Annotated in this window: 18 protein-coding genes; 10 read left to right on the top strand and 8 right to left on the bottom strand. The window is 75.3% G+C overall.

Going from position 1 to position 24580, the window contains the following annotated elements; genetic code table 11:
- Positions 1-2 precede the first annotated feature (2 nt).
- Together EKG83_RS21420 and EKG83_RS21415 are read left to right on the top strand one after the other, a co-directional pair.
- Positions 3-2669 (top strand): MGH1-like glycoside hydrolase domain-containing protein, encoded by a 2667-nt coding sequence (locus tag EKG83_RS21420; RefSeq protein WP_228122741.1) that lies wholly within the window; start codon positions 3-5, stop codon positions 2667-2669.
- The gene (locus EKG83_RS21415; protein ID WP_033429656.1) at positions 2666-4141 is read left to right on the top strand and encodes an alpha-amylase family protein; all 1476 of its coding nucleotides are present in this window, start codon (positions 2666-2668) and stop codon (positions 4139-4141) included. Before EKG83_RS21420 ends, EKG83_RS21415 begins: the two co-directional genes overlap by 4 nt.
- Positions 4142-4242: 101 nt before the next feature.
- Here EKG83_RS21415 and EKG83_RS21410 read toward each other — a convergent pair whose 3' ends face one another.
- Positions 4243-4662 carry a hypothetical protein gene (locus tag EKG83_RS21410; RefSeq protein ID WP_033429657.1) on the bottom strand — a complete coding sequence of 140 codons (420 nt, stop codon included), beginning with the start codon at positions 4660-4662 and terminating at the stop codon, positions 4243-4245.
- 388 nt (positions 4663-5050) lie between these two features.
- On the opposite strand from EKG83_RS21410, the gene EKG83_RS48005 reads away from it, so the two are divergent.
- From EKG83_RS48005 to EKG83_RS21380, 6 genes are all read left to right on the top strand, one after another.
- Positions 5051-7393, top strand: coding sequence for a cytochrome P450 (locus tag EKG83_RS48005; protein ID WP_228122739.1), 2343 nt, complete (start codon positions 5051-5053; stop codon positions 7391-7393).
- The gene (locus EKG83_RS21400) at positions 7390-8247 is read left to right on the top strand and encodes a class I SAM-dependent methyltransferase (protein WP_051765211.1); all 858 of its coding nucleotides are present in this window, start codon (positions 7390-7392) and stop codon (positions 8245-8247) included. The genes EKG83_RS48005 and EKG83_RS21400 overlap by 4 nt, the downstream gene beginning before the upstream one ends.
- On the top strand, positions 8244-8798 hold the full coding sequence (locus tag EKG83_RS21395; protein WP_033429658.1) for an EF-hand domain-containing protein: 555 nt from the start codon (positions 8244-8246) through the stop codon (positions 8796-8798). The genes EKG83_RS21400 and EKG83_RS21395 overlap by 4 nt, the downstream gene beginning before the upstream one ends.
- A 360-nt stretch (positions 8799-9158) precedes the next feature.
- Positions 9159-9359 (top strand): hypothetical protein, encoded by a 201-nt coding sequence (locus EKG83_RS21390; protein ID WP_033429659.1) that lies wholly within the window; start codon positions 9159-9161, stop codon positions 9357-9359.
- Positions 9360-9641: 282 nt separating this feature from the next.
- The gene (locus EKG83_RS21385; RefSeq protein ID WP_033429660.1) at positions 9642-10124 is read left to right on the top strand and encodes a GNAT family N-acetyltransferase; all 483 of its coding nucleotides are present in this window, start codon (positions 9642-9644) and stop codon (positions 10122-10124) included.
- Positions 10125-10242: 118 nt separating this feature from the next.
- Positions 10243-11238 (top strand): hypothetical protein, encoded by a 996-nt coding sequence (locus EKG83_RS21380; RefSeq protein WP_153278267.1) that lies wholly within the window; start codon positions 10243-10245, stop codon positions 11236-11238.
- 49 nt (positions 11239-11287) lie between these two features.
- Here EKG83_RS21380 and EKG83_RS21375 read toward each other — a convergent pair whose 3' ends face one another.
- The 3 genes from EKG83_RS21375 to EKG83_RS21370 all read right to left on the bottom strand — a co-directional run bounded on the left by EKG83_RS21375 (position 11288) and on the right by EKG83_RS21370 (position 12808).
- Positions 11288-12091 (bottom strand): GNAT family N-acetyltransferase, encoded by an 804-nt coding sequence (locus EKG83_RS21375; protein WP_033429662.1) that lies wholly within the window; start codon positions 12089-12091, stop codon positions 11288-11290.
- A gap of 39 nt (positions 12092-12130) precedes the next feature.
- Positions 12131-12265: a hypothetical protein gene (locus EKG83_RS49065; RefSeq protein WP_265590342.1), complete on the bottom strand. Its 135-nt coding sequence runs from the start codon at positions 12263-12265 to the stop codon at positions 12131-12133.
- Between the two features lie 102 nt (positions 12266-12367).
- Complete coding sequence (locus EKG83_RS21370; protein ID WP_033429663.1) at positions 12368-12808, bottom strand: RICIN domain-containing protein; 441 nt, start codon at positions 12806-12808, stop codon at positions 12368-12370.
- A gap of 95 nt (positions 12809-12903) precedes the next feature.
- Here EKG83_RS21370 and EKG83_RS21365 point away from each other — a divergent pair, with 95 nt between their 5' ends.
- Positions 12904-15609 carry an AfsR/SARP family transcriptional regulator gene (locus EKG83_RS21365; RefSeq protein ID WP_033429664.1) on the top strand — a complete coding sequence of 902 codons (2706 nt, stop codon included), beginning with the start codon at positions 12904-12906 and terminating at the stop codon, positions 15607-15609.
- A gap of 201 nt (positions 15610-15810) precedes the next feature.
- Positions 15811-16293: a TerB family tellurite resistance protein gene (locus EKG83_RS21360; RefSeq protein WP_033429665.1), complete on the top strand. Its 483-nt coding sequence runs from the start codon at positions 15811-15813 to the stop codon at positions 16291-16293.
- 153 nt (positions 16294-16446) lie between these two features.
- Here the strand turns inward: EKG83_RS21360 and EKG83_RS21355 are convergent, their stop codons facing one another.
- The 4 genes from EKG83_RS21355 to EKG83_RS21340 all read right to left on the bottom strand — a co-directional run bounded on the left by EKG83_RS21355 (position 16447) and on the right by EKG83_RS21340 (position 24573).
- The gene (locus EKG83_RS21355) at positions 16447-17136 is read right to left on the bottom strand and encodes a M15 family metallopeptidase (protein ID WP_033429666.1); all 690 of its coding nucleotides are present in this window, start codon (positions 17134-17136) and stop codon (positions 16447-16449) included.
- A gap of 266 nt (positions 17137-17402) precedes the next feature.
- Positions 17403-19295, bottom strand: a complete 1893-nt coding sequence (locus EKG83_RS21350) for a hypothetical protein (protein ID WP_051765217.1) — start codon at positions 19293-19295, stop codon at positions 17403-17405.
- Positions 19292-21445, bottom strand: coding sequence for a hypothetical protein (locus tag EKG83_RS21345; RefSeq protein ID WP_033429667.1), 2154 nt, complete (start codon positions 21443-21445; stop codon positions 19292-19294). Before EKG83_RS21345 ends, EKG83_RS21350 begins: the two co-directional genes overlap by 4 nt.
- Positions 21442-24573 carry a tubulin-like doman-containing protein gene (locus tag EKG83_RS21340; protein ID WP_033429668.1) on the bottom strand — a complete coding sequence of 1044 codons (3132 nt, stop codon included), beginning with the start codon at positions 24571-24573 and terminating at the stop codon, positions 21442-21444. Before EKG83_RS21340 ends, EKG83_RS21345 begins: the two co-directional genes overlap by 4 nt.
- Between the last annotated feature and the right edge of the window lie 7 nt (positions 24574-24580).

The raw sequence follows: 24580 nt of genomic DNA, 5'->3' as shown, positions 1-24580 counted from the left end.
GCATGCGAGCGGAACGACGGCGGCTCGACGAGGCCGCGGCGGGGGTGCCCTGGCGCCGCTGGGGCCCCTACCTGGCCGAGCGGCAGTGGGGCACGGTGCGCGAGGACCTGGGCGGCGGCGACGCCTGGTCGTCGTTCACCCACGAGCAGGCGCGCTACCGGGCCTACCGGTGGGGCGAGGACGGGCTCGCCGGGATCTGCGACGACCGGCAGCTGCTGTGCCTGGCGCCCGCCCTGTGGAACGGCGCCGACCCGATCCTGAAGGAGCGGCTGTTCGGCCTGGCCAACGGCGAGGGCAACCACGGCGAGGACGTCAAGGAGTGCTACTTCTACCTCGACGCCACCCCCACCTCGTCGTACCTGAAGATGCTCTACAAGTACCCGCAGGCCGAGTTCCCCTACGCCGACCTGGTCGCGACGAACCGGGTGCGCGGGCGGTCCGACCCCGAGTACGAGCTGCTCGACACCGGGGTCTTCGACGGCGGCCGGTACTTCGACGTGGTCGTGGAGTACGCGAAGGCCGGCCCGGACGACGTGCTCATGCTCGTCACCGCGCACAACCGCGGTCCCGTGGCCGCCGACCTGCACGTGCTGCCGACGCTGTGGTTCCGGCACACCTGGTCGTGGGCCGGTGGCGCGGAGCGGCCCGTGCTCGGCGCGGTCGCCGGGTCGGCGGGGCCCGCGGTGGTGCGCGCGGAGAGCGCCGAGCTGGGCAGCCGCCGGCTCTACGTCGACCGCGCCGCGCCGGTGCTGGTGACCGGGAACGAGACCGACGAGGAGCGGGTGTTCGGCTCGCCCAACGCCACCCCGTACGTCAAGGACGGCATCGGCCGCGCGGTCGTGCACGGGGACATGTCGGGGATCGACCCGAGCGGGATCGGCACCAAGGCGGCCGTGCACTGCGCGTTCCGGGTGCCCGCCGGGGGCAGCGCGTCGGTGCGGGTGCGGTTGACCGACTCGCCGCGCGCGGGCCTGGGCCAGGTCGAGGACGTGTTCGGCGACTTCGACGGCGTGCTGGGCGCGCGGCGCGCGGAGGCCGACGAGTTCTACGCCGAGATCACCGCGGGCGACCTCACCGACGACGAGCGCGCGGTGGTGCGCCAGGCGCTGGCCGGGATGCTGTGGTCGAAGCAGTACTACGCGCTGGACGTCGAGCGCTGGCTCACCGAGCGGGGCGCGGACCCGCTGGCCACCTCGCCGCTGCCCAACCACGACTGGCGGCACCTGGTCGCCGAGGACGTCATCTCCATGCCCGACAAGTGGGAGTACCCGTGGTTCGCCGCGTGGGACCTGGCCTTCCACGCGGTGGCGCTGGCCGTGGTCGACCCCGCGTTCGCCAAGCGCCAGCTCGAACTGCTGCTCGACCGGCGCTACCTGCACCCCAACGGCCAGGTGCCCGCCTACGAGTGGAACTTCGGGGACGCGAACCCGCCCGTGCACGCGTGGGCGGTGCTGTTCGTGCACGAGCTGGAGAAGGCGACGCGGGGCGAGGGCGACCGGGCGTTCCTGGTCGACGCCTTCGCCAAGCTGACGCGCGACTTCGGCTGGTGGCTCAACCGCAAGGACGCCGACGGGCGCAACGTCTTCCAGGGCGGGTTCCTCGGCCTGGACAACATCGGGGTGTTCGACCGCAACGCGCCGCTGCCCACCGGGGGCCGCATCGACCAGGCCGACGGCACCGCGTGGATGGCGCTCTACGCGCAGAGCCTGGTCCGGATCGCGCTGGAGCTGGCCGAGGACGACCCGGCGTACCTGGAGCAGGCGCAGGTGCTGCTGGAGAACTTCGCCTGGATCGCGGCGGCCACCAACCACGTCGGCGCGGACGGCGTCGGCCTGTGGGACGAGGAGGACGGCTTCTTCTACGACGTGTTGCGGCTGCCCGACGGCACCTCGGTGCCGCTGAAGGTCAGGTCCGTGGTGGGGCTGGTGCCGCTGGCCGCGGCGACCGTCGTGGACGGCGCGGTGCGCACCCGGTTCCCGGGGCTGGTCCGGGGCGCGGCCGACTTCCTCGACCGGCACCCGGCCGTCACGGCCGCGCTGTGGGCGCACGGCGGGCAGGCGCACGGGTCCGGCCCGGCGCTGTTCGCCCTGTTCGACGAGCAGCGGTTGCGGCGGATCCTGGCGCGGGTGCTCGACGAGGACGAGTTCCTCAGCCCGTACGGCATCCGCTCGGTGTCGCGGTGGCACCTGGATCACCCGTACGTGTTCTCCGTGGACGGTCGGGAGCACCGCGTCGGGTACCTGCCCGCCGAGTCCGACAGCGGCATGTTCGGCGGCAACTCCAACTGGCGTGGTCCGGTGTGGTTCCCGGTCAACGTCATGCTGATCAGGGGCCTGCTGAACCTGCACGCCTACTTCGGCGACGGGTTCGAGGTGGAGTGCCCGACCGGCTCGGGGCGGTCGATGACGCTGCGGGAGGTGGCCCGGGAGATCGGCGACCGGCTCACCCGCCTGTTCCTGCCCGGCCCCGACGGCGCGCGACCGGCGAACGGCAGGCGGGCGCTGTTCCGCGACGACCCGCACTGGCGGGACCTGGTGCTGTTCCACGAGTACTTCCACGGCGACGACGGCACCGGGCTCGGCGCGAGCCACCAGACCGGGTGGACCGGCACGGTGGCGCTGCTGCCGCTGCTGTTCCGCGGCCTGGAGCGGTCGGGGGTGCGGCGATGACGGGGTGGCCCGCGCGGCCGGTGGTCTACGAGGTGAACACGGCGGCGTGGCTGGCCGGGCTGTCCCGCGCCGCCGGGCGCGCCGTGACGCTGGGCGACGTGCCGGAGGACGAGTGGGACGCGGTGGCCCGGCCCGGCGTCGACGCGGTGTGGCTGATGGGGGTGTGGGAGCGCAGCCGGGCGGGCCTCGACCTGGTCGACGCCGACACCCGGGCGTCGTTGCGGGAGGCGCTGCCCGACCTGCGGGAGGAGGACGTGGTGGGCTCGCCGTACTGCGTGCGCCGGTACGTGGCGGACGCGGCGCTCGGCGGCCCGGCGGGGCTGGCGGCGGCGCGTTCGGCGTTGGCGGAGCGCGGTGCGCGGCTGGTGCTGGACTACGTGCCCAACCACGTCGCGCCCGACCACCCGTGGGTGGCGCAGTGCCCGGAGGCGTTCGTGCGGGGCGACCGGGACGACCTGGTCGCCGACCCGGCGGCCTGGCTGGTGGTCGGGGACCAGGTGCTCGCCCGCGGCCGCGACCCGTACTTCCCGCCGTGGCCGGACGTCGTCCAGCTCGACGCCTTCTCGCCCGCGGCGCGCGCGGCGGCGGTGGAGGCGTTGACCGACATCGCCGACCAGTGCGACGGCATCCGCTGCGACATGGCGATGCTGCCCACCAACGAGGTGTTCGCCCGGACGTGGGGCGACCGCGCCGGGCCCGCGCCGGCCGAGGACTTCTGGCCAGCGGTGCTGGCCGCCGTGCGCGACCGGCACCCCGGGGTGGTGCTCATCGGCGAGGTGTACTGGGACATGGAGTGGGCGTTGCGGCAGCAGGGTTTCGACTACTGCTACGACAAGCGGCTCTACGACCGCCTGGTGGGCCTCGACCCGGGCGGCGTGCGCGACCACCTGCGCGCGGACGTCGACCACCAGGACCACCTCCTGCGCTTCCTGGAGAACCACGACGAACCGCGGGTCGCCGAGCGGCTCCCGCGGGAGGCCGGGCGGGCGGCGGCGGTGGCGGTGGCCACCCTGCCGGGCGCGACGCTGTGGCACGAGGGCCAGTTCGAGGGCCGCCGCACGCGGCTGCCGGTGTTCCTGCGCCGGGCACCCGGCGAACCGGTCGACCGCGAGCTGGCCGAGTGGTACGACGAGCTGGTGTTCACCGTGGCCTCCGAGGAGGTGCGCACGGGGACGTGGCGCCTGGCCGAGCCGCGCGGCTGGCCGGACAACCAGACCCACCACAACGTGCTGGCCTGGTCGTGGACCGCGCTCGGGGGGCGGCGCCACCTGGTCGTGGTGAACCTGTCGGGGACGCCGTCCCAGGCCCGCGTCCCGCTGCCGTGGTCCGACCTGCGCGGGCACCGCCACGGCCTGACCGAGCTGCTGCGCGAGGAGACCTTCTACCGCGACGGGGACGAACTCGCCGACGAGGGGCTGTTCGTGTCCCTGCCGCCCTGGCACCACCACCTCCTGGGCGTCGCGCGGGAGTGAGGTCCCGGCGCGGCACGGGGTGCCGCGGCCGACCCGGGGCCCCCACCGGGTCGGCCGCGGCGCGCTGCCGGCGGGGCGCACCTGTCAGCGGGTCGCGCCCGTCAGATGCAGGAGTGGCCGATGACCTGCGGCTGCTCCAGCGGGTTGGTCGGGTCCACGTAGCTGACCAGGTGGGCGCAGAAGTGGTCGATGGCCGGGCTGGTCTGCGGGTAGACGTTGAGGTCCTGCCAGGTGCCCCCCGCGTCGACCCACCGCGCCTCGGTCGGGTTGCTGTGCGCCACCCCGCCGGCGAAGATCGTGATGTCGACGAACACGTACCGGCGGTCGGTGCACTCGACCGTCCAGCCGACCTCCCTGGCGGCCGGGTCGAGGTGGATGTCGGTGGTGGTGCAGCCGGAAGCCGCGGTGGCGCCGGTCGGGGCGGCGAGGGCCGGGCCCGCCGTGAGGGTGAGCGCGCCGACGGCCGCGGCAACGGCGGCGAGGGTCCGGGTGGTGAGCTTGTGACTGGCGGAACTCCGCACAGGTCCTCCACTTCACGATTGGTCTGGACCTCTTCAGTCTGTCGAGCGCGCAGGGGTCGACCTACCGCCGTCCGGGCGCGTCCACCGTCACAGTTCGGGGGCCTTGCCAAGCAAAGCCGTCTGTGGGATGGGTCACGTTTTGTCCACAAAGGACAACTTGATCGATTCTCCTCGGCGCTGCGGCGTTTCCTCGACCACCTGTCCGGGTGACAGGCGGTCAGCCCAAGCCCGGGGGCAGGCCGTGGTCAACACCCCCACGGCGGCGCCGTGTGGGCCCGCTACCACCCCGCTCCCCCGGACCTGACGGTCCGGATTCACCCTTGTGTCGCGGGGCTTCACCCTTTCCGGTTCTCCGAATGCGGGTGTACCGGCGGTAGCGTGCGGTTCTGTGGCATCACCAGTCCTCATCGGATCCGAGCCGTTCACGATCCCCCTGGTGCGCCTGCCGTTCGACGCGCCCACCGCGCGGCCCGACGCCGAGCGGTTGCGGGCGCACGCCATCCGGTGGGGTGAGGAGCACGGGCTGATCGGGCCCCGGGGCGGGACGCGGTTGGCCGGTAGTTCGCTGCTGGGCCTGGGGATCGCGCTGACGGGGGCGGCGCCGCCGGAGCGGGCGGCCGTGCTGGTGGACTGGTTCCTCTGGGCGGTCGTCCTGGACGACCGGGTGGACGACGGGCCGTGGGCCGAGGGCGGTGTGCTGGACCGGTTCGCGGCCGAGGTGGGCGCGATCACCGGTGGGGACCGGGTCGGTGTCCGCGATCCGATGCTGACGGCGCTGGCCGACGACCTGTGGCCGCGCACGGTCGCCCTGGCCGACGGGGGGTGGCCGGAGCGGTTGCGCGGGAACCTGCTGCGCCACCTCGACGCCCAGCGCGCCCTGGTGGGTGCGGGCGACCTCGGGGTCGACGACTACGTGCGCACCCGCCGGGACGCGTTCGGCGCCCCGCTGTTCTTCGACCTGGTCGAAGCGGTCGACGGTGCGGTGCCGCCGGCCGACCCGTGCGGGCGGGGGTGCTGGGCGGTGCTGCGCGAGCGGGCGGCCGACGTCGTGTCGTGGACCAACGACCTGCACTCCGTGGCCAAGGACGTGGTGCTGGGTGAGCGGTTCAACCTCGTGACGGTGCTGGCGCGGGAGCGGGGGCTGACCGCGCGGTCGGCGGTGGGCTCCGCGCACGCGATGCTCATGGCGGCGGCGCGGGAGTTCGTCGCGGTCGAGCGGGAACACCGCGGCCACGGGGTCGACGTCCGGGCGGTGCGTCGGCTGGAGCAGGTGATGGGCGCCTGCGCGGACTGGCACCGCACCACCTCCCGCTACCACCTCCGGGCCGCGGTCCCGGGACAGGGCGACAACGGGCCGGGCGACAACGGGCGCGGTGACGACCGGCCGGGTGACAACGGGCGCGGTGATGAGCGGCCGGGCGACGGCAGGCCGGGCAACAGCAGGCCAGGTGACGACGGACCGCGCGACGACGGACCGGACAACGACGGGCCGGGCAACGACGGACCGGGCAACGACGGACCGGTGCGCGTGGGTGGGGCGCCGCCGACGTTGAAGTCCCGCCGGTTCGAGGTCGATCCCCACCCGCTGTACGCGGAGCTGCGCACCACCTTCCCCGTCGCCTACGACGAGCCGACCGACACGTGGCTGCTGAGCCGCTACGCCGACGTCCGCACCGCCCTGACCGACCCCCGGTTCACCAACGCCAACTACAGGTGGCAGATCGCGCCGCTGCTGGGCCACAGCATCGTGTCCATGGACGGCGGCGAGCACACCGCGCACCGGGCCCTGCTCACGCCGGAGTTCCGCAGCCGCGCCCTGGCCGTCCTGCGCGACTCCATCACCGAGGTGGCGACCTCGCTGGTCGAGAGGCTGCGCGGCCGGCGCCGGGCCGACCTGGTCGCGGAGTTCGGCACCCCGCTGCCCGTCCGCGTGATCGCCCGCGCGCTCGGCCTGCCCGCCGACACCCCCGAGCAGGTCGCCCGCCTGCACGGCTGGACCCGCGTCGGTTTCGCCTACCTCAGCAACTACCGCCAGGACCCGGGCGTGCTCACCCGCGGCCCGGCCAACCGCGACGACTTCTACGCCTACCTCCAACCCCACCTGGACGCCCGCCGCGAACGGCGGGGCGACGACCTCATCTCGGCGATGCTCGACTCGACCGTGGACGGGCGGCCGCTGTCGGAGGAGTACGTCCGCGGCTGCTGCGCCATCCTGCTCACCGCCGGCAGCGAGACCAGCACCGCGGGGCTGGCCAACCTCATCGTCAACGCCCTCGACGAGCCCGGGGTCCGCGACGCCGTCCGCCGGGACCCCGACCTGCTCGACCGCGCCGTCGCCGAGACCCTGCGCCGCGACGCGCCCATGCAGCTGGTGCTGCGCCAGACCTCCGAGGCGGTGGAGCTGCCCTCGGGGACCGTGCCGGCCGGGGCGACGGTCGCCTGCCTGATCGGGTCGGCCAACCGCGACCCGGACCGGTTCTCCCGCCCGGACGAGTTCGACCTGCACCGCACCGACGGGCTCGACCGCGAGTACGGCGCCGCGTCCACCCACCTGGCGTTCGGCGCGGGCCGCCACTTCTGCCTCGGCTCCCACCTGGCCCGCGCCGAGCTGACCACGGGCCTGCGCGTGCTGCTCGACGCCTTCCCCGACCTGCGCTGGGCACCCGGGTTCTCCCCCGCGCCGGTCGGCTTCGTCAAGCGCTGCCCGCCGCGCCTGGAGGTGGCCCTGTGAGCACCCCGCCCGCGTACGGCACCAGTTGCGTGGCCCACCACGTCCCGGGCGAGCGGTCGCGCCTGGGCACCCTCGAAGCCGCTTTCGACCCCGTCACCACCCGGGTCCTCGACGGCCTGGACCTGCCGGAAACGGCGGTCTGCCTCGAACTCGGCGCGGGCGCCGGTTCCGTCGCCGCCTGGCTGGCCGCCCACCGCCCCCACGGGCGCGTCGTCGCCACCGACACCGACACCCGCTTCCTCCGCTTCGCGCCCACCGCGCCGGTGCGGGTGCTGCGGCACGACGTCGTCACCGAGGACTTCCCGCCCGCCTCGTTCGACCTCGTGCACGCCCGCGCCCTGCTGAGCCACCTGCCCGACCGCGACCGGGTGCTGCGGCGGGCCGCGCGCTGGGTGCGCCCCGGCGGCCGGCTCGTCGTCGAAGACCTCACCGTGGAGCCGGTCGACGACTCCGCCCACCCGCTGCTCCGCCAGGTCACCCGGGCGGGCGAGGAACTGCTCCGCGCCACTGTCGGCACCGACCTGCGCTGGGCGCGGGCCCTGCCGGAGCGGTTGCGCGACGCCGGTCTCCACGACGTCCGGTCCCTGAGCACGCCGGGCACCGTCGGCGACGGCAGCCCCGCGGACGCCTTCTGGACGGCGACCTTCGAGCAGGCCGTGCCCGCCCACCTCGCCACCGGCTCCCTCCGGGCCGAGGACGTCGAGGCCGTGCGCGCCCTGCACCGCACCCCCGGCTTCACGGCCACCGCCGTGGCCATGGTGACCGCCTGGGGCACGCGCCCCCGACCCCTCAAGACCGCGACCGCCGCGCCGCGCCGGCCGTTCCGCCCGACCGACAAGGAGAAACCGCTGTGACCACCGACATCGCCACCATCCTGACCCGCAAGCTGCGGCACATGTTCGACATGCTCGACGCCGACCACGACGGCCACCTCACCGCCGAGGACATGACCGCCCTCGCCGACGCCCTGGCCGTGCCGTTCTCCGCGCAGCCGGCGAAGGTCGAGGTGCTGCGCGGGGCGCTGCGCCACATCTGGGACGCCCACCTGTGCCGGATGGACGCGGACGGCGACGGTCGCCTGGAGCCCGCCGAGTACGAGCGCGGCGTCCGGACGGCGATCGCCGAGGACTCCGCCGGCCTCGTCGACGCGCTGAACGACACCGTCGTCGCCTGGTTCGCCCTGTTCGACACCGACGGGGACGGCCTGCTCGGCGTGGACGAGTACATCCAGGTGGGGCAGGCCATCGGCGGCATCCCCCCGCAAGAGATGGCGATGGCGTTCCAGCGCCTCGACCACGACCAGGACGGCCGGCTGCGGGTCGAGGAGATCCGCGCGGCCGCCGTCGAGTACTTCACCAGCGAGGACCCCGACGCCGACGGCAACTGGCTCTACGGGCCGCTGTAGGTCGCCCGCGGGTCGGGGTCGGGCCGCGGGCCGCGGTGGGTCCCACCGCCGCGGCGCCCGGCCCGCCGTCACCGCCCCCGACTTCGGTCTTGCGAAGGTCGGGGGACGCGGCGACGCGGACCGTGGCGGATTCGGTGGTGCGGGACACCCGCAGGTGGGCGGTCGAGGTCGCAGACGGGTGAAAGCGGTGCGCTCGGGGTTGTCCGGGTCGTGCGGTGTTGACCGGTGTTCCCGATCGGGAGCCGGAGGTTCCCGTGATCGGCTCACCGGTGCGCGACCCGGTCGAAAACCTGCTCCCACCAAGGGCTTCGCGCTACCGAGCGCTGCTGGTCCCTGCACACCACCACCGACTTCCTCGGCGTGGTTCCCCCCGACGACCACCGGTTCCCCGCGATCTCGGCGGACATCGTCGACTCCACGGACTACGCGCTGCGCCCGGAGACCGTCGAACCGGGACGTGCCGCCCTGGCCGAGCTGGTGCGGTGCGCGGGGCCGAGGCACGCGGGTGCGTCGAGGACACCGAGGTCAACGGGCACCCGGTCCGCCGCGGTGAGGTCGTGACCGTCCTGATCGCGGCGACCAACCGGGACGCGCGTCTTCGAGGAGCCGGACTCGCTGCGGCTCGACCGCCGGCCCAACCCGCACCCCCGGTTCGGTCGCGGGCCCCACGCATGCCCGGGCCCGCCCCTCGCCCTGCTGGTCACCCGCACCGTCCTCGGCGCGCCGGCCCGCCACCCCCGGCCACCCTGCGCGGCCTCGACCGGCTGCACCGCGGTGCCCGTCGCGGAGGTCCGTGGCGGGCACCACGTCCGCGTTCGGCGCCCGTCGTGTGATCATGGGCCGGTGACCGACGTCGTGCGCTGGCGGGGTGGGCCGGACCCCGGGCTGACCGCGCTGCTGACCGCCTACCACCTGCGGACCGAGGCGGAGAAGGGCGTGCCGGTGGACGGTGCGCACGCCCTGCCCGAGCGCTACCGCGCCGAGATCGCGGACCCGGCCGCCGCGTTCGACGACGACGTCGTGCTCCTGGCCCGCGACGGCGGCACCGCGATCGGCTGCCTGGTCGTCACCGCCCCGGTCGACGGCGCCTCCGAGGTGAAGCGGTTGTGGACCGACCCCGGGCACCGGGGGCGCGGTGTGGCGTCCGCTTTGGTCACCGCCGCGCTGGATCACCTGGCCCGTGCCGGTGTGCGCGAGGCGCGGCTGTCGGTGTGGAAGTGGCGCACCGGGGCCATCGCCCTGTACGAGCGGCTCGGTTTCACCGTCACCGAGTCCTGGGACGAGCGCCCCGACCTGGTGTGCCTGCGGCGCGGCCTGGTGCCCTGACGGCGCGGGTACGGGTTCACGCACCCGTCGCGCGGTCGCCGGCCCCGGCTCCTTGTCCCCGTCCCCCGGTGGTTGTCAGGATCCGGCTGCCGAATTCCTGGGGGAAGGACGACCTCGCATGTCGATTCGACGGAACAAACACGTGCTCGCCGCGGCGGTGGCGCTGGGCCTGGGCCTGGTGTCGCCGACCGCCCAGGCGGCGGCCTGCACGTGGCAGGGCACCACGTGGGACCTGCCGGCCGAGGCCAACGGCGGCATCCTGGAGGGCTACAGCGGCAGCCGGTACGCGGTGGGCACGACCGGCAGGTACGTGCCGTTCACCGGCATGACCGACCCGCGCGGAACGCTGTGGGACAACGGGAAGGTGGCGCTGCGGGCCACCGGCACGACGACGCGTTACCTCGACGTCAGCGCCGCCGGGCTGATCGTCGGTTACGACGTGGTCAACGGCAGGCGCGTCGCCGTCACCGTGGCCCGTGACGGCCGGACCACCGTGCTGCCGGGCAACTCCGCGTGGGAGGCGTACTCGGCCGAGCTGATCACCGCTGGTGGCGACGTCATCGGGTACGCGGACGCCGGTTCCCGGGACGTCGTGGTGGTGTGGCCGGCCTCGGCGCCCGGCACGTACCGCGAGCTGCCCTCGCCGGACGTGTCCTTCATCCAGCCCATCGACGTCGACGAGCAGGGCCGGATCCTCGCCCTGACCGGCTCGGCGTCGGGCGGTGCCCTGGTGCGGGACACCGACGGGCAGTGGCGCGTGCCGGTCGCGCAGGGCACCGGCGGGTACGCCAACCCCAGTGCCATCCGCGGCGGTCGTGTGGTGGGGTCGCAGGGCACGGACAGCGGCCACGTCGCCACCGAGTGGAACGCGCGGGGCGGGCTGGTGCGCGTCTTCCCGGGTGCCACCTCGGCGTCGGCGATCGGCGGCAACGGCACCGTGGGCGGCCGGACGTCCGTGAGCTCGGGGCAGCGGACGGTGCTGTGGCGCGACGGGGTGGTGGTCGACCAGCTCTCCGCGGTGCCGTGGACCTTCACGCTGCGGTGGATCAGCGACGACGAGGGCACGCTCGTCGGGAGCGACGGGGGCCGTCCCGTGCAGTACCGCTGTTCCTGACGGGGATCGACCCCGCCCGGTCCCGCCGCGGTCGGCGGACCGGACGGGGTCAGCCCTTGAGGCCGTAGAAGTGCACCGTCGAGTTCGGCTCGAAGCCGATCCGCGCGTACACCGGCGCCCCGGCCGGGGTGGCGTGCAGGGTGGCGCGGTCCAGCCCGGTGGCCCGGGCACCCTCGTGGATCACCTTGCGGGTGACCGCTTCGCCGTAGCCGCGGTGCTGGTGGTCCGGGTCGGTGGCGACCAGGGCGACGAACAGGCGGCCGTCCGCCTCGACGGCCGCGGCGCACGTGACGGGGACGCCGTCGCGCAGGCCGAGGTAGGCGTGCGCCCTGGTCTTCCACAGGGCGGAGCCGGGGACGAGGCCGTCGCGGCCGTCTTCGAGGGGGAAGCCGTAGGCGCGCGAGTTGAGGTCGGCGTAGGCCCGCAACTGCTCGTCGGTGGTGACGCGCTCGAAGGTCAGGTCGGGGTGGGCCGGTTCGGCGGCGGGCAGCGGTTCGGCGGCCATGCCGGTGCCGGGGAAGGCGTGCCGGAGACCCGCGCGGTCGGCGGCCGCGTCGAGGGCGGTGCGGGCGCCGTCGGTCAGGAGGTCTTCGAACAGCCACAGGAAACCGGGGTGCCGCTTCGAGCGCATCACGTCCGCCGCCTCGGCCAGGCGCTGGTCGAGGACGTCCGCGTCGATGCCGACCTCGGTCAGCGTGACGCAGTTCCAGAACGCGAACCGGCAGTCGGCCCAGCGGACGGCGATGCCCGGCAGGTCCCGCACGTCGGCACCCGGGTCCCGGTCGAGGACCGCGCCGCGCCAGACCAGGGCGAGCTGCTCCACCGATTCGACCGAGGCCGCGAGGTCCGTCATCAAGGCTCCTTGAACTCCTGCTGGGTCGGGTCGCAGAGCCTACCGGTGGCACAGCCCCGTGCCGTCGCCGAACCGCTCGACCCCGGCCACCGGCCGGAAGCACAGCCGCCACACCGCCTCGACCGCCGCGCAGCCCGCGCACACCCGCACCCGGTACAGGCCCGGCCCCGCCAACGCATCGGGCCACCGGGACGGTCCCGGTGCCGGTCCCGTTCGTGACGGCCCGGCCGGGCAGCGCGGGCACCCCCTGCGCCCGTGGGGGTGCCCGCGCTCACCTCACGACCACATCTGGTAGCTCAGCCCGTTGCAGCCCACCGTCCGGACGCCGTAGACGCTGTTGTCCAGGCAGAGGTTGTTCCACTGGCTGACCAGCTCGTACTTGCCGCCGCCCCAGTTGCCCATGCGCCAGCGCTGCCAGGCGCCGTCGTTGCAGCCCCAGCCGCGCACGCCGTACTCGCTGTTGTCCAGGCACATCTTCGTCGCGACGTTCATGAACCGCTTCGTGCCGTCGGGGTACGACGTCACCTCCCACTTCTGCCAGTCGCCGCCGTTGCACGTGCGGGTGTGCACGCCGTCGGTGGAGTTGTGGTCCAGGCAGCCGCTGTCCCAGCCGCTCTGCCACGTCCAGACCGTCGCCGCCGACGCCGACGGCGCCACCACACCGAGCATCCCGGCCACCATCGCGACGACCAGTGCCGCGACCCGTCCGATCCTCATTGATCCCCCTTGTCGAGGTTCGACCTTCTGCCTCCCGGGAGGTTGCCGGCCCGACCTTGCACGGACCTGGCACGTGGTGGTGTTCACTGGCCTGCATGGGGGAGTTGAGGTTCAGGCTGCTCGGCGAAGTCGGCGCGGTGGGCGGGCGGCCGGTGGTGATCAGGCACGCGCGGGTGCGGTGCGTGTTGGCGGCGCTGCTGGTGGACGTGAACAAGGTGGTGTCCGGGGACGCGCTGGCCGACCGCGTGTGGGGTGAGCGGCTGCCGCGCCGGCCGCGCGAGGCGATCTACAGCTACCTGTCCCGGCTGCGCGGGGCGCTGGCGGAGGTGCCGGAGGCCCGCCTGGTGAAGCGGGCAGGCGGTTACGTCCTCGAAGCCGACGCGGTGACCGTGGACCTGCACCGGTTCCGGGCGTTGACCGCGGCGGCCGCGGGCGCCGGCGACGAGCGGAGGGCCGCCCTGCTGGGCGACGCGCTCGCGCTGTGGGCGGGCGAGCCGCTGACCGGCGCGGACTCGGCGTGGGCGACCGAGGTGCGCGAGGCGCTGGTGGCCGAGCACGTCGAGGCGAGCCTGGACTGCTTCACCGCCGGGGTGCGCCTGGGCCGGCACGCCGAGGCGGTGGCGCCGTTGACGGCGCTGGCGGCGGCCCGGCCGCTGGACGAGCGGGTCGCGTGCCTGCTGCTGCGCGCGCTGGCCGACGGCGGCCGGCAGGCCGAGGCGCTCGCGCACTACGACACCCTGCGCCGCCACCTGGCCGACGACCTCGGGGTGGACCCGGGGCCGGAGGTGCAGGAGGTCTTCCGGCGCGTCCTCACCGCCCACGACGGCGGCGCGCCCGTGGTGCCGCGCCAGCTCCCGCCCGCACCCCGGCACTTCCTGGGGCGCGCCCGGGAGCTGGCGGCGCTGGACGCGGCCCTCGCGGGTGGTGAGCGGACCGTGGTGATCTCGGCGATCCGCGGCGCGGGCGGCATCGGCAAGACCTGGCTGGCCGTGCACTGGGCGCACCGGCACGCGGCCCGGTACCCGGACGGGCAGCTCTACGCCAACCTGCGCGGGTTCGACCCGACGGCCGCCCCGGTGGCGCCGACGACCGTGCTGCGCGGGTTCCTGGTGGCGCTGGGCGTCGCGCCCGACGCGGTGCCCGACGACCCGGACGAGCAGGTGGCGCTGTACCGCAGCACGATCGCGGACCGGCGGGTGCTGGTGGTGCTGGACAACGCGGTGGGCACCGCGCAGGTGGAGCCGCTGCTGCCGGGCGGCCGGGCGTGCACGACCGTGATCACCAGCCGCAACCCGATGACCGGGCTGGTCGCCGTGCACGGGGCGCTGCCGGTGCCGGTGGACGTGCTCTCCGACGACGAGGCCCACGCGCTGCTGACCCGGCGGCTGGGCGCGGCGCGGACCGGGCGCGCGGCCGACGCGGTCGTCCGGCACTGCGCGGGCCTGCCGCTGGCGCTGGGCATCGTGGCGGCTCGCGCGGCCACCCGCCCCGACCTGGGCCTCGCCGCGATCGCCGCCGAACTGGCGCTGCTGACCACGCGGCTGGACGCCCTCGACACCGGCGAGGCGAACCTGAGCCTGCGGGCCGTGCTGTCGTGGTCCCACCAGGCGCTGCCGCCGGCGGCGGCGCGGCTGTTCGCCCTGCTCGGGCACGCGCCCGCGCTGGACCTGGCCCCGGAGGCCATCGCCTCGCTGGCGGGCGGCGACGTCGGGGACCTGCTGGACGTCCTCGAAGCGGCCCACCTGGTGACCAGGTCGGCCCCCGGCCGCTACCGGCTGCACGACCTGGTCCGGCTCTACGCGGCCGAGCAGGCGCCGCCCGACGAGGACGCCCTGCGCCGGCTGGTGGACGGCTTCCTGCACACCGCGCTCGCGGCCGACCGCCTGCTGGACCCCGCGCGCCCGCCGTTCACCGCCGGCCCGCCCGCGCCGGGCGTGGTGCGCACCCGCCTGGCCGACCGCGCGCACGCCATCGCCTGGCTGACCGCCGAACACCAGGCCCTGCTGGCGGCGCAGGCGACGGCCGCCGACCGGGGGTGGCACGACAAGGTGTGGGAGCTGGCGCTGGCGCTGGACTCCTTCCACTGGCAGCAGGGCCGCAGCGCCGACCACGTCGCGGTGCTACGCGCCGGCCTGACCTCGGCGGAGACCGCCGGCGAGGTGGCGGTCCAGGTGCGGCTGCTGTGCAACCTGGGCCACGCCGGCACCCGCGCCGGCCTGAACGCCGAGTCCGTGCGCTGCTTCCGGCGCTGCGTCGAGCTCACCGACGACGACCCGACCAGCCGGGGCCACGCCCGCCTGGGCCTGGCCCGCGCCCACGGCCAGCAGGGCGACCTGCGCCGGGCCCAGCGCGAAGCCGCCGCCGCCCTGCGCGACTACCGGGAGGCCCGGTGCCCGCAGTACGAGGCGTCGGCGCTCAACCAGCTCGGCTGGATCACCGCCCTGCGCGGCGAGTACGACGAGGCGCTGGCCCACTGCCGGGCCGCCCTGGACACCGGGGGCTACGGCACCAGCTCCACCCGCGCGGAAACCCTGGACAGCATCGGCTACATCCACGAGCGGACCGGCGAGCTCCCCGCCGCCGCGGCCGCCTACCGGGAGGCCGTCGAGGAGTTCGAGCGCCACGGCTACGCCTTCGAGATGGCCACCACCCTGGAGCGCCTGGGCGGTATCCACGTGTCCTCGGGGGACAACGGGCAAGCGCACCTCACCTGGTCCCGCGCGCTGGCGGTGTACCGGGAGCAGAACCTGGCCGAGGCGGCGGACCGGGTGCGGCGGAAGCTGGCGGACCTGCCCGGCTGAGACCTCCACCAGGTCGGCCTCACCACCGACGGCCGGGTGACCCACCCGCGGGTACGGCCGGCCCGGTGTTCACCCCTCGCCTACGCCACCAGGAGGACCCGGCCCGAAAGTTGTCGCCCGGACGGGTGTCAGGCCGCCGCGTCGTCGCCCTCCGGTCCCCCCGGCCGTGAGAACTTGGACGCCGACGCGAGAGGGGAAGTCATGACTACCGAATCCATGGTCCCGGCGAGCGAGTTCGCCCGCGACGACTACGGCATCAACGCGGTGACCGAGACGGCGATGCGCAACTACGGGTACGTGCTGCTGGCGATCGCCGGCGCCGACGGCGAGGTGTCGCACGCCGAACTGGACTGGCTGCTCCACCACCAGCGCAAGTTCGGGGCGCCCCAGCACGTCCTGGACGACTACGCCTCCTTCGACCACCGCGCCGCCGACATCGACCGGCTGCTGGCCGACATCCGCGTCGACGTGCCCACCTGGAAGGCCGAGCGGCACCTCGTCTACCACGCCATCCGGATCTGCCGCGCCGACGGCGCCTACGGGGAGGCCGAGCGCGCGAAGGTCGACCGCGCCGCGGAACTGCTCGGCGTCGACCGGGGCACCGTGCTGACCCTGCACGCGCTCGTCGACGCGGAGGACGCCCTGACGAACATGCGCAAGGCCGTGTTCGGCATCGACACCTGAGCCGGCGGGCAGCCCCCGGGTGTGCGGACGCACCCGGGGAGCCGGTCCTGGACGGCGTCGTGGCGCCCGGGACCGGCGCCGCTGCTCCGGCGGTGATCGCGGGTGCTGTCGGTATTGCCCGGTGCGGCGCGTCGAGGACTTCTCGGGTCGGTGTCAGGGCTTTTCGAAGTGCTGGTAGTCGATCGGCGTGGTCCAGGAGCCGCCCCAGGTCCAGCCGCGGGTGGTGAACGCCCGTTCGGTGGCGTCGCCCGCGTGGATCATGCCGGGCAGGTCCTGGGTGCGGTCGACGTAGGGCGCGCCGTTGGGCGGGTAGACCGCGCCGCTGCGGGAGATGTAGGGGTTCTGCACGGTGTTGATGTCGATGGCCCGTCCGTAGGAGTGGTTGGACCAGGCGGTGCCGCCGGTGATCGGCCGGCAGTTGAACGCCGAGGTGTTGTTGGCCGCCATCGACGCGTCGTCGTCGGAGTCGTACTTCTCGATCGTCTCCATCCGCTGGATGGGGAACCGGTCGAAGTACAGGTCGGCGAAGACGCGGGCGACCTCGACCGCGAGAGCGGCGTTGACCACCAGCTCGCCGCGGTGCACCGCACCGTCGAAGCCCACGAAGTTCAGGCTGACCAGCCGCAGTTGACCGGGTCCGACGGGGCAGCCCTCGCGCCAGCTGGAGGCGAGCCGCTTGGCGGTGACCGGCTTGATGACGGCGACGTAGGGCGGGAGGCCGCTGCCGGCCGGTGCGGCGAGTTCCACGGTCCGGGCGGCGGTGGCGGACGCCGGCGCGGTACCGACCAGGGCCAGGGACGCGGTGAACGCGATGAGCGCGAAAACTCGGGTTCTCGACTTCACAGGACTCCCTCTCGGTCCTCGCTGCGACAGGGTGGGATTCGTCGGGCTCGCGCGCCAAGCAGGTTGCCCGGAGTTCTGTCCGCACCCGGTGCAGATCGACGTGAAAGCCTCGTCGCGGTGGGGTTCGGCCGCCACGCGCGAACCGACCCGACGAGGCCGGTGCCAGTATGCGCCCACCACACGTCCACGCCAACCCGACCGCCGCCGGGCACCGGGAGTCGCTCACCGGGCCGCACCGGTCGCGGGCGGAACTCCGGGCACCCCGCTCAGCTCCCCACCTCCGCCACCCCCGGCCCGTCCAGGACCCCGGTCATCGCGAGCACGGCCACCAGCGGTTGCAGGACGCGCGACGGGGCGAAGCCGCGCGGGAACACCGGCCGGTCCGGGGCCGCCTCGCCGCCGCTGGCCGACGCGAAGTGCAGGGTGCAGCGGTCGAAGACGCTGAACGGGGCCAGCGCGCCGTGCTCGCCCCGGTGGTGCAGGAACGCGTACACGTCGCGGCTCTCCAGGTGCACCACCCGCGGGTCCGGCGCGTCCGGGCCGCTGTGCTCGAAGCGCAGCCAGCCGTCGACCGGGGCGTGGTAGCGCAGCCGGTCGGCCTTGGTCGCGACGATCGCGGCGGGCAGGCGTGCCAGGTCGGGCACGGCCTGCAGCCGGGCCAGGGACATCTCCAGCGCCTGGTCGCCGCGGCCGTCGGGGACGGGCTCCAGGCCGTGCACGAAGATCAGCGCGTCCGTGCCGACGAGGAACCGGGCCAGGTCGCCGTCGCCGACCGCCTGGAGGTCCTCGCCCGCCACGTCGAACAGCACCAGGGGTCGGGTGCCGCGCGCGCCGCGCAGCAGCAGGATCTCGACGGGGTCGGTCAGCCGCTCCGGGGTGCCCGGCAGCCGCTCGCCCCGGCCGACCGGTTCCAGGAACGACGTGCGGTAGGCGTCGTGGCGGTGCAGGTCCATGGGCACGGCGGTGAGCCCGTGGCGGGTCAGGCCGTTGTGCTCGACCACGCCGCGGACCATGGCGGCCAGCAGGTGGGTCTTGCCCGCGCCCGGCCTGCCGACCAGGGCCACCACCAGCGGCGGGTCGTGGGCGAAGTAGTTGGCCGGGAGGTAGTGCTCGGCGGTGTCCTGCGACGGGTTGGGGCACCGCCGGTAGGTGTTGACCAGGTCCGCGCCCCGCTTCAGCGGGTCCTCGCCCGCCTGGATCAGCTCGTGGTACTTGCCGTCGTCGTCGCGGCGCCACAGGCCGTCGTCGGGCGGCGGGTAGGAGTCCAGGCACACCGGGCACCGCACCGGCGCCGGGGGCTCCACCGGTGCGGGCCCGACCAGGCGCCGCAGCCGGTCCCACCGGCCCGGCCCCCGCTCGGGGACCCGGCGGGCGCGCTTGCGCCGCACCTCCGCCTCGAACGCGTAGACGTCCGCGGCCAGCCGGGCGTGCGGGTCGGCGGCGTGGCCGCCGGTCGGTTCGCGCAGCCGGGCCAGCAGCTCGCCGGGCGTGGGCGGGGTGGCGGGCGGGTCGGCGAACACCCCGGCGAGCAGGGTGCCCAGGGCGCCGTCGGCCGCGGCGGGGTCCGGTGCCGCGTCGCCGGGGTGGGCGGTGCGCCAGAGGGCCAGCCCGGCGGCGCGGACGTCGGCGTGCGGCGCGGCGGGCGCGGCGTGGCCGAAGTCGACGAGCTGGGCGGTCCCGGCGGCGGCGTCCCAGCGCAGCACGTCCAGGCCCACCCGCCCGTGCGCCATGCCCGCCGCGCCCGCCAGGTGCAGCGCGCGCAGCAGCCCGACCTGGAGCCGGTAGCGGTCCCGGGCGGTCAGCCCCGGCAGCGCCTCGGTCGCCGGCACGCCGCGGTAGGGGTCGAGCAGCACGAACGGGTCCTCGCCATCCACGTCGTAGTACCGCAGCCGGGGCAGCTCGACGGGGTAGGCGTCGGGCGGGAACACCTCGGCGAAGCGGTGCACCGCCCGGATCTCGCGGTCCAGCGGGCCCAGCGGGCCCGGCCGCCCCGCGGGCGTGCGCGGCACCCACTTCTGCAGCAGCGGCGGACCGCCGTCGACCGACACCAGGCGGGCCGGCAGCTCCCCGGTGGTCCCCGCCTCGCCGACGACGGTCAGGTGCAGCACGTGCGGGGTGCCGTCGACGGTCCGGCAGCGGACGCGGGTGGGCGCGGTCATCCGAACACCCCCTGGCGCAGCGGGACCAGGCGCAGGGTGCCCGCGATCTCGGTGTCCCCGGTCCAGGTGACCGCGGGACCGGGGCCGCCCGCGTCCGGGGTCACGCCCCGGACCGCGGTCGAGGCGAAGCGCACCAGCCGGGCCCCCGAGGCCAGGGCGCTCACCGCGCCGAGGTGCCGGGCGTGGCAGAGCTGGGTCATCTCGTCCTCGACGCCGCGCGACAGCGCCTCCTCGACCCGGGACCCGGCCCACAGCCTGGTCGCGAGCGTGTCGCGGTGGGCGTGGTCGCGGCGCGAGGCGAACGGCGGCGCGGCCAGCAGGCCGTGGTCCTCCACGTGCCCGCGGTAGGTGTCGACCAGGCGGCCCGCCCGCGCGGCGAAGTCGGCCCGCTCGCCCGGCCGCCCGGCCTCGATGCCCGCCCAGCACGGCCGCAGCGCCGCGGTGGTCAGGTCGACCAGGTCGGTGACCACCACGTCGCGCACCTCCTCGTAGACGTCGCGCTCCGGCCCGTCGTCGTGCCCGGGGTCGTCCCGGTCCGCGGGCGGGGTGAACAGGTCGTCCGCCCGGTCGGCCAGCACCTGCCTGATCGCGGTCAGCCCCTCCCCCACCTGGCGCAGCCCCTCGGCGAACAGGGCCCGCCGGGACGACTGCCGCCACTCGGTGCGCAGCACCGCGTCCAGCAGCTGCTCGGTCCCGGTGACGCGGGCGCGCAGGTCGTCCAGGTCCAGGGCGCGCCGCCACCGGCGCACCGCGCGCCGCCAGCCCGTCAGCGCCGTCCAGGCGAAGACCAGCACGGCGAGCAGGGTGGGCAGCGCGGCCCAGGGCGCCGGTTCCGGCGCGCCCGGCACGAGCACCACGACCCACGTCAGCAGGCCCGGCAGCGCCCACGCGAGCGCCGGTTTCCAGCCCCGGCGCGGGCCGACCTCGCCGGTGGCGGTCGGGCGCCGCGCGTGCAGCAGCCAGCCGAGCCCGAACCAGGCGAGCGCCAGGCCGCCGGTGAAGACCGCCGGGGCCGCGCCCACCACGGTCAGCACGGCGGTGGACACGGCCAGCAGCAGCGCGGTCGACTGGAGCGGCCGGACCTCGAACGCCGGACCGGGGCCCTTCGGCGGTGCCAGCCCCGCCAGCTCTTCGAGCGCCCCCAGGCAGCCCTGCGGTTCCTGCTCCACCCCGGCCTCGCCGAGGTCGGCCAGCAGGTGCGGGATCGACCGGTACCGGCGCAACCAGCCCTCGACGAGGTGGCGCGCGTCGTCGCGGACCTGGCGGGGGCGGGCCGGCACCGGGGCGACCGCGCCGAGCCCGGGTTCCGGCCCGGCCGCGCGGCCGCGCAGGGCGTCGTCGACGTGCAGCAGTTGGCGGGTCACCTTGTCGTGCAGGTCGCGCGCCGCCTCGCGGGCCTCGGCCACGGCGGCGCCCACGACCAGGCCGGCGCGCTGCCGGGGCAGCGGCGCGAGCGGGTGGTTCAGCCGGGTCAGCTCGTGGTTGGCCGCGGTGATCGTGGCGGCGGCGCGGGCGCGGGCCGCGTCCAGCGCGCCGCCGGGCACCAGCACGTCCTCGGCCCGGTTGACCTCGATGACCGCGCGCACCGCCGCGCGGAACTCCTCGCGCGGCGGCTCCGGCAGCGTGGCGCGGCCGGCCAGCGGGTCGGTGAAGTGGGTGATGGCCTCGTCCTGCACCCGGCGCAGCTCGGCGTCGCCCAGGCTGGTGCGCTCCAGCGCCAGGCCGATGCCCGCGGTGCTGAAGGGCAGCGCGCCGACGGCCTTGAGCACCGCGTCGAAGACCACCGGCTCGGCCAGCGCGTCGACGAGCTGGTCCAGCCCGGACGGTTCGGCCGGCCGCACGCCCCGCGCGCAGTGGTCGGCCGGCCGCCACCGGACGCCGTGCCGGTCGCCGATCCACAGCGTGGCCGCCCGGTCCACCGGCGCCAGCGACGGCGCGGGCCGCACCCGCACCTCCCCGTCGGGCCGCCCGCCGTCCACGGCCAGGCAGATCACCCCGGACACCAGGGGGTTGCCCAGCAGCGCCTGGTAGACCTCGTCGTGCTCGGCGGCCGACTCGGCGCGGTCGAGCACCAGCACCGACCCCTGGGCGTCCCGCACGTCGCACGCGCCCTCGCGCAGGTCCAGGACGACGACTCCGCGCGTGCTCATCGCCCCTCCGCCGGGAGCGCGTGGGCGAAGTAGTCGGCCATGCCCCGCAGGTTGGGGAACGGCGACTGGACGCCCCGGAACGGCAGGTCGAACGCGGCGGGCCAGGTCGTCGCCCAGAACTCCTCCATCAGGTCGATCTGCTGCGCCGAGTCGATGCCGGGCCGGGCGCGCAGCTCCTCGACCAGTTGCAGCTCCTTGCCCGGCAGCTCGCACAGGGTGGTGAACAGCGGCGCGGGCGGCTCGGGGTCGCGGTCGACGTTGTGCGGCACCGTCCGCACCAGCTCGCCGGCGAGGCTGCGCCGGGTGCTGCTGCCGTCGCTGAGCGCCCACTCCTCGTACGCCTGGAGCAGGCTCGCCCAGGACGACAGCTCCCGGAACGGGGTCAGCGGCAGCGACAGCGGCGGGGCGTCCGGGTGTCCGATGTGGACGCGGATGCGGCGCGGGCTGCGCTCGTCGGCGCCCTCGACCCGGATCCACCCGTTCCAGGCGGCGTTGAGGAAGCCCTGGAGCACCACCGCGCGGTCGGCGGGCGTGGAGGCCGGGTAGCCGGACACGTCGCCGAGCCGCTGCCGCCACGGCAGCCGGTCGCCGGGGCGCTCGTGCCGCAGCGCCTCGCTGCGCAGCCGGATCGCCTCGCGCACCTCGGGCACCTGGGTGATGCCCATGCCGGTGCGGAACAGCACCACGACCAGCGAGTCGGACTCGCTGGGCCGGAACTCCACCGACGGCGCGTCGGTGGGCAGCAGCAGCACGCGCTGGAGGAACGCCTCCACCTCGCTGTCGCGCGCACCCGCCGGGTAGGTGATCAGCACGCGCAGCTCGCCCTCGCCCGCGGGCGCGTACCCGCCGGGGACCAGGCCGGCGAGCTTGTTGCGGAAGTGGGCGACGTCGGCGTCGTCGACGCTGGTGTCGGCCCGGCCGACCACCGCGGAGAGCAGGTCGTGCATCGCCGGGATGAGCGGCCGCTCGCCGCCGCCCGGCCGGAAGCACTCCGACACCGCGCTGCGGATGCGCTGGCGCACCTGGTGCACGGCCGCCTCGGGCCGGTCCCGGCCCGCGCGGTAGGCGTCGAGCCAGCCGTCCTCGCCGAGGATCAGCGCGACCAGGTCGGCCGCGGTGGGGTTCGGGCCCAGCCGGGCGCGGTGGCGGTTGGTCAGGTTCGCCAGCACGCGGTGGTAGAAGCCGGCCATGCCGCCGTCGTCGGGCGGCAGCAGGTAGGACACGCCGAGCCGGGACGCGAACAGCTGGGCGCTGCGCAGGCCGAACTGCCGGTCGTCGGTGGCCACGTGGGCGACGAACTCGTCGGTGATCGCGGTGAGCTGGTCGCGGAACGAGCGCCAGCGCGGTCCCCAGATCTGCTCGTTGCGGGCCCACGCCTCGTGCCACTGCCGCCGCACCCGCCACCGGTACCAGGTGTCCTGCTCGTCGACGGCCTCCTGGACGCTGGGGTCGGTCCAGCGCAGCCTGCGCAGCGAGCGGCGCTTGCGCACCGCCTCGGGCTGCGGCGGGTGCAGGCCGAAGTCGGAGCCGGCCGGGGCGCGGTGGGGTTCCCGCCGGTCGGTGAGGACCTTCTCGAAACCGCCCCGGTCCAGCGGTTCGGGGTAGCCGGCGTCACCGCGCACCAGCCGGCGGAGCTGGAACGGGTCGACCGTGCGCGACAGCTCCTCGGCGGCCCGGACCGGGGAGAAGTCCTTGGCCAGCCGCCCCATGTGCGGGCCGAGCAGGCGTTCGTTGTGCTCCAGGCCGTCCTGCATGCTGCGGGCGCGGGCGTTGAGGGCCTGCACGATCGCGTCGTAGCCGACCGGCTCGTCGGGCGCCTCCGCGAAGTCCTCCAGCGGCGCGCACGAGAAGAAGCCCTCCAGCCCGGAGGTGATGTCGAAGCGCTGGAGCAGGTCGCGGTTCTGCACCCCGGCCGCCGTGGGCGTCACGCGCATGGCCCGCACCGCGTCGGCCAGCAGCCGCGAGCTGACCACGTCGGCGAGCACGGCCAGCGGGATGGTCAGCGACGCCACCGCCGCGGTCGACACCCCGCGCCGCCCGATGCCGGTCTCGGCCAGCGCCGAGCGGCTGGTGGTGGTGTTGACGAAGTGCTCGGCGAACGACGTGCCGCCCTCCGGGCCCGCGCTGACCAGCGCGGTGATCAGCGAGACCATGGAGCGCACCAGGTCCGCGCCGCTCACCCCGTCGTCCGGGCGCCCGAACAGGAACGCGGTCTGCACGGTGGCGGGCCGCAGGCTGATCGGGCCCTGCTCGCCGGGCAGCCGGATCGACAGCGGGCCCCGCTCCGGCCGCCCCTCCCCCACCTCGTCCTCGACGTCCTGCGCGTTCTGGTCGTCGACCAGGCGGAACAGGTCGACCAGCGCGGAACCGGAGTTGAGCACCGCGGCCCGGCCGCCGCCCATGCCCTCCTCGAACGCCGAGGGCATCAGCACCAGGGGGTGGATGCGGGCGCGCGCGCCGGTCTGGCGCACGTGCTCGCCCACCAGGTAGAGGTAGTCCAGGAAGATGCCGCAGCCGGTGCCGCCGGCCACCGAGAAGGCGACGAACACGTCCAGGGTGTTGTCCAGGGCGCCGCCCAGCTCGTGGATCGCGGCACCGGAGGCGTTGATCCGCTGCATCGCCGCGGTCACCCCGTGCAGCACGGCGTTCGGGCCGCGGCCCTGGCGCATCGTCTCGAACAGCACCGCGCGCCCGACGGTCGGCAGCTGGCCCGCGCCCGCGTCCAGCGGCGCGACCCGCGGGTCGGTCTTCGGCGGCGGCAGCCAGCCCACCACGTCGGCGTCCAGGGTGATCCGCAGGGACTGGGCGAGCTGGGCGCTGTTGTGGTGGTTGGGCGGCACCAGGTTGGCGATCAGGTGCGTGGTGTGCTGGGCGGCCGCGTGGTGGTCGGCGCTGGGCACCACGTTCGGCAGCACCTTGCCCAGCTCGGTGAGGCTGAGGTCGGCGTAGACGAACTGGACGCACGGCGGCAGCTGGTAGGGCAGGTAGTCGTGGCCGCGCATCCGCGCGACCAGCTCGGTGCCGTCCGGTCCGCACAGCGCTTCGCGCAGCACCCGCTCCAGCTCCCGGCCGACGCGGCACCCCGTGCCGCCGAGGCCGAGGAACAGCACTGGCTGGTGGATCTTCATGGTCGTG

It is taken from the genome of Saccharothrix syringae (assembly GCF_009498035.1).
GTDB lineage: Bacteria > Actinomycetota > Actinomycetes > Mycobacteriales > Pseudonocardiaceae > Actinosynnema > Actinosynnema syringae.
This window is presented reverse-complemented; position numbering and strand designations above follow the sequence as displayed.

Coding starts and splice junctions, on each gene's coding strand:
- EKG83_RS21420 (WP_228122741.1), top strand. CDS start 3: ATGCGAGCGGAACGACGGCGGCTCGACGAGGCCGCGGCGGGGGTGCCC.
- EKG83_RS21415 (WP_033429656.1), top strand. CDS start 2,666: ATGACGGGGTGGCCCGCGCGGCCGGTGGTCTACGAGGTGAACACGGCG.
- EKG83_RS21380 (WP_153278267.1), top strand. CDS start 10,243: ATGTCGATTCGACGGAACAAACACGTGCTCGCCGCGGCGGTGGCGCTG.
- EKG83_RS21375 (WP_033429662.1), bottom strand. CDS start 12,091: ATGACGGACCTCGCGGCCTCGGTCGAATCGGTGGAGCAGCTCGCCCTG.
- EKG83_RS21370 (WP_033429663.1), bottom strand. CDS start 12,808: ATGAGGATCGGACGGGTCGCGGCACTGGTCGTCGCGATGGTGGCCGGG.
- EKG83_RS21365 (WP_033429664.1), top strand. CDS start 12,904: ATGGGGGAGTTGAGGTTCAGGCTGCTCGGCGAAGTCGGCGCGGTGGGC.
- EKG83_RS21360 (WP_033429665.1), top strand. CDS start 15,811: ATGACTACCGAATCCATGGTCCCGGCGAGCGAGTTCGCCCGCGACGAC.
- EKG83_RS21350 (WP_051765217.1), bottom strand. CDS start 19,295: ATGACCGCGCCCACCCGCGTCCGCTGCCGGACCGTCGACGGCACCCCG.
- EKG83_RS21345 (WP_033429667.1), bottom strand. CDS start 21,445: ATGAGCACGCGCGGAGTCGTCGTCCTGGACCTGCGCGAGGGCGCGTGC.
- EKG83_RS21340 (WP_033429668.1), bottom strand. CDS start 24,573: ATGAAGATCCACCAGCCAGTGCTGTTCCTCGGCCTCGGCGGCACGGGG.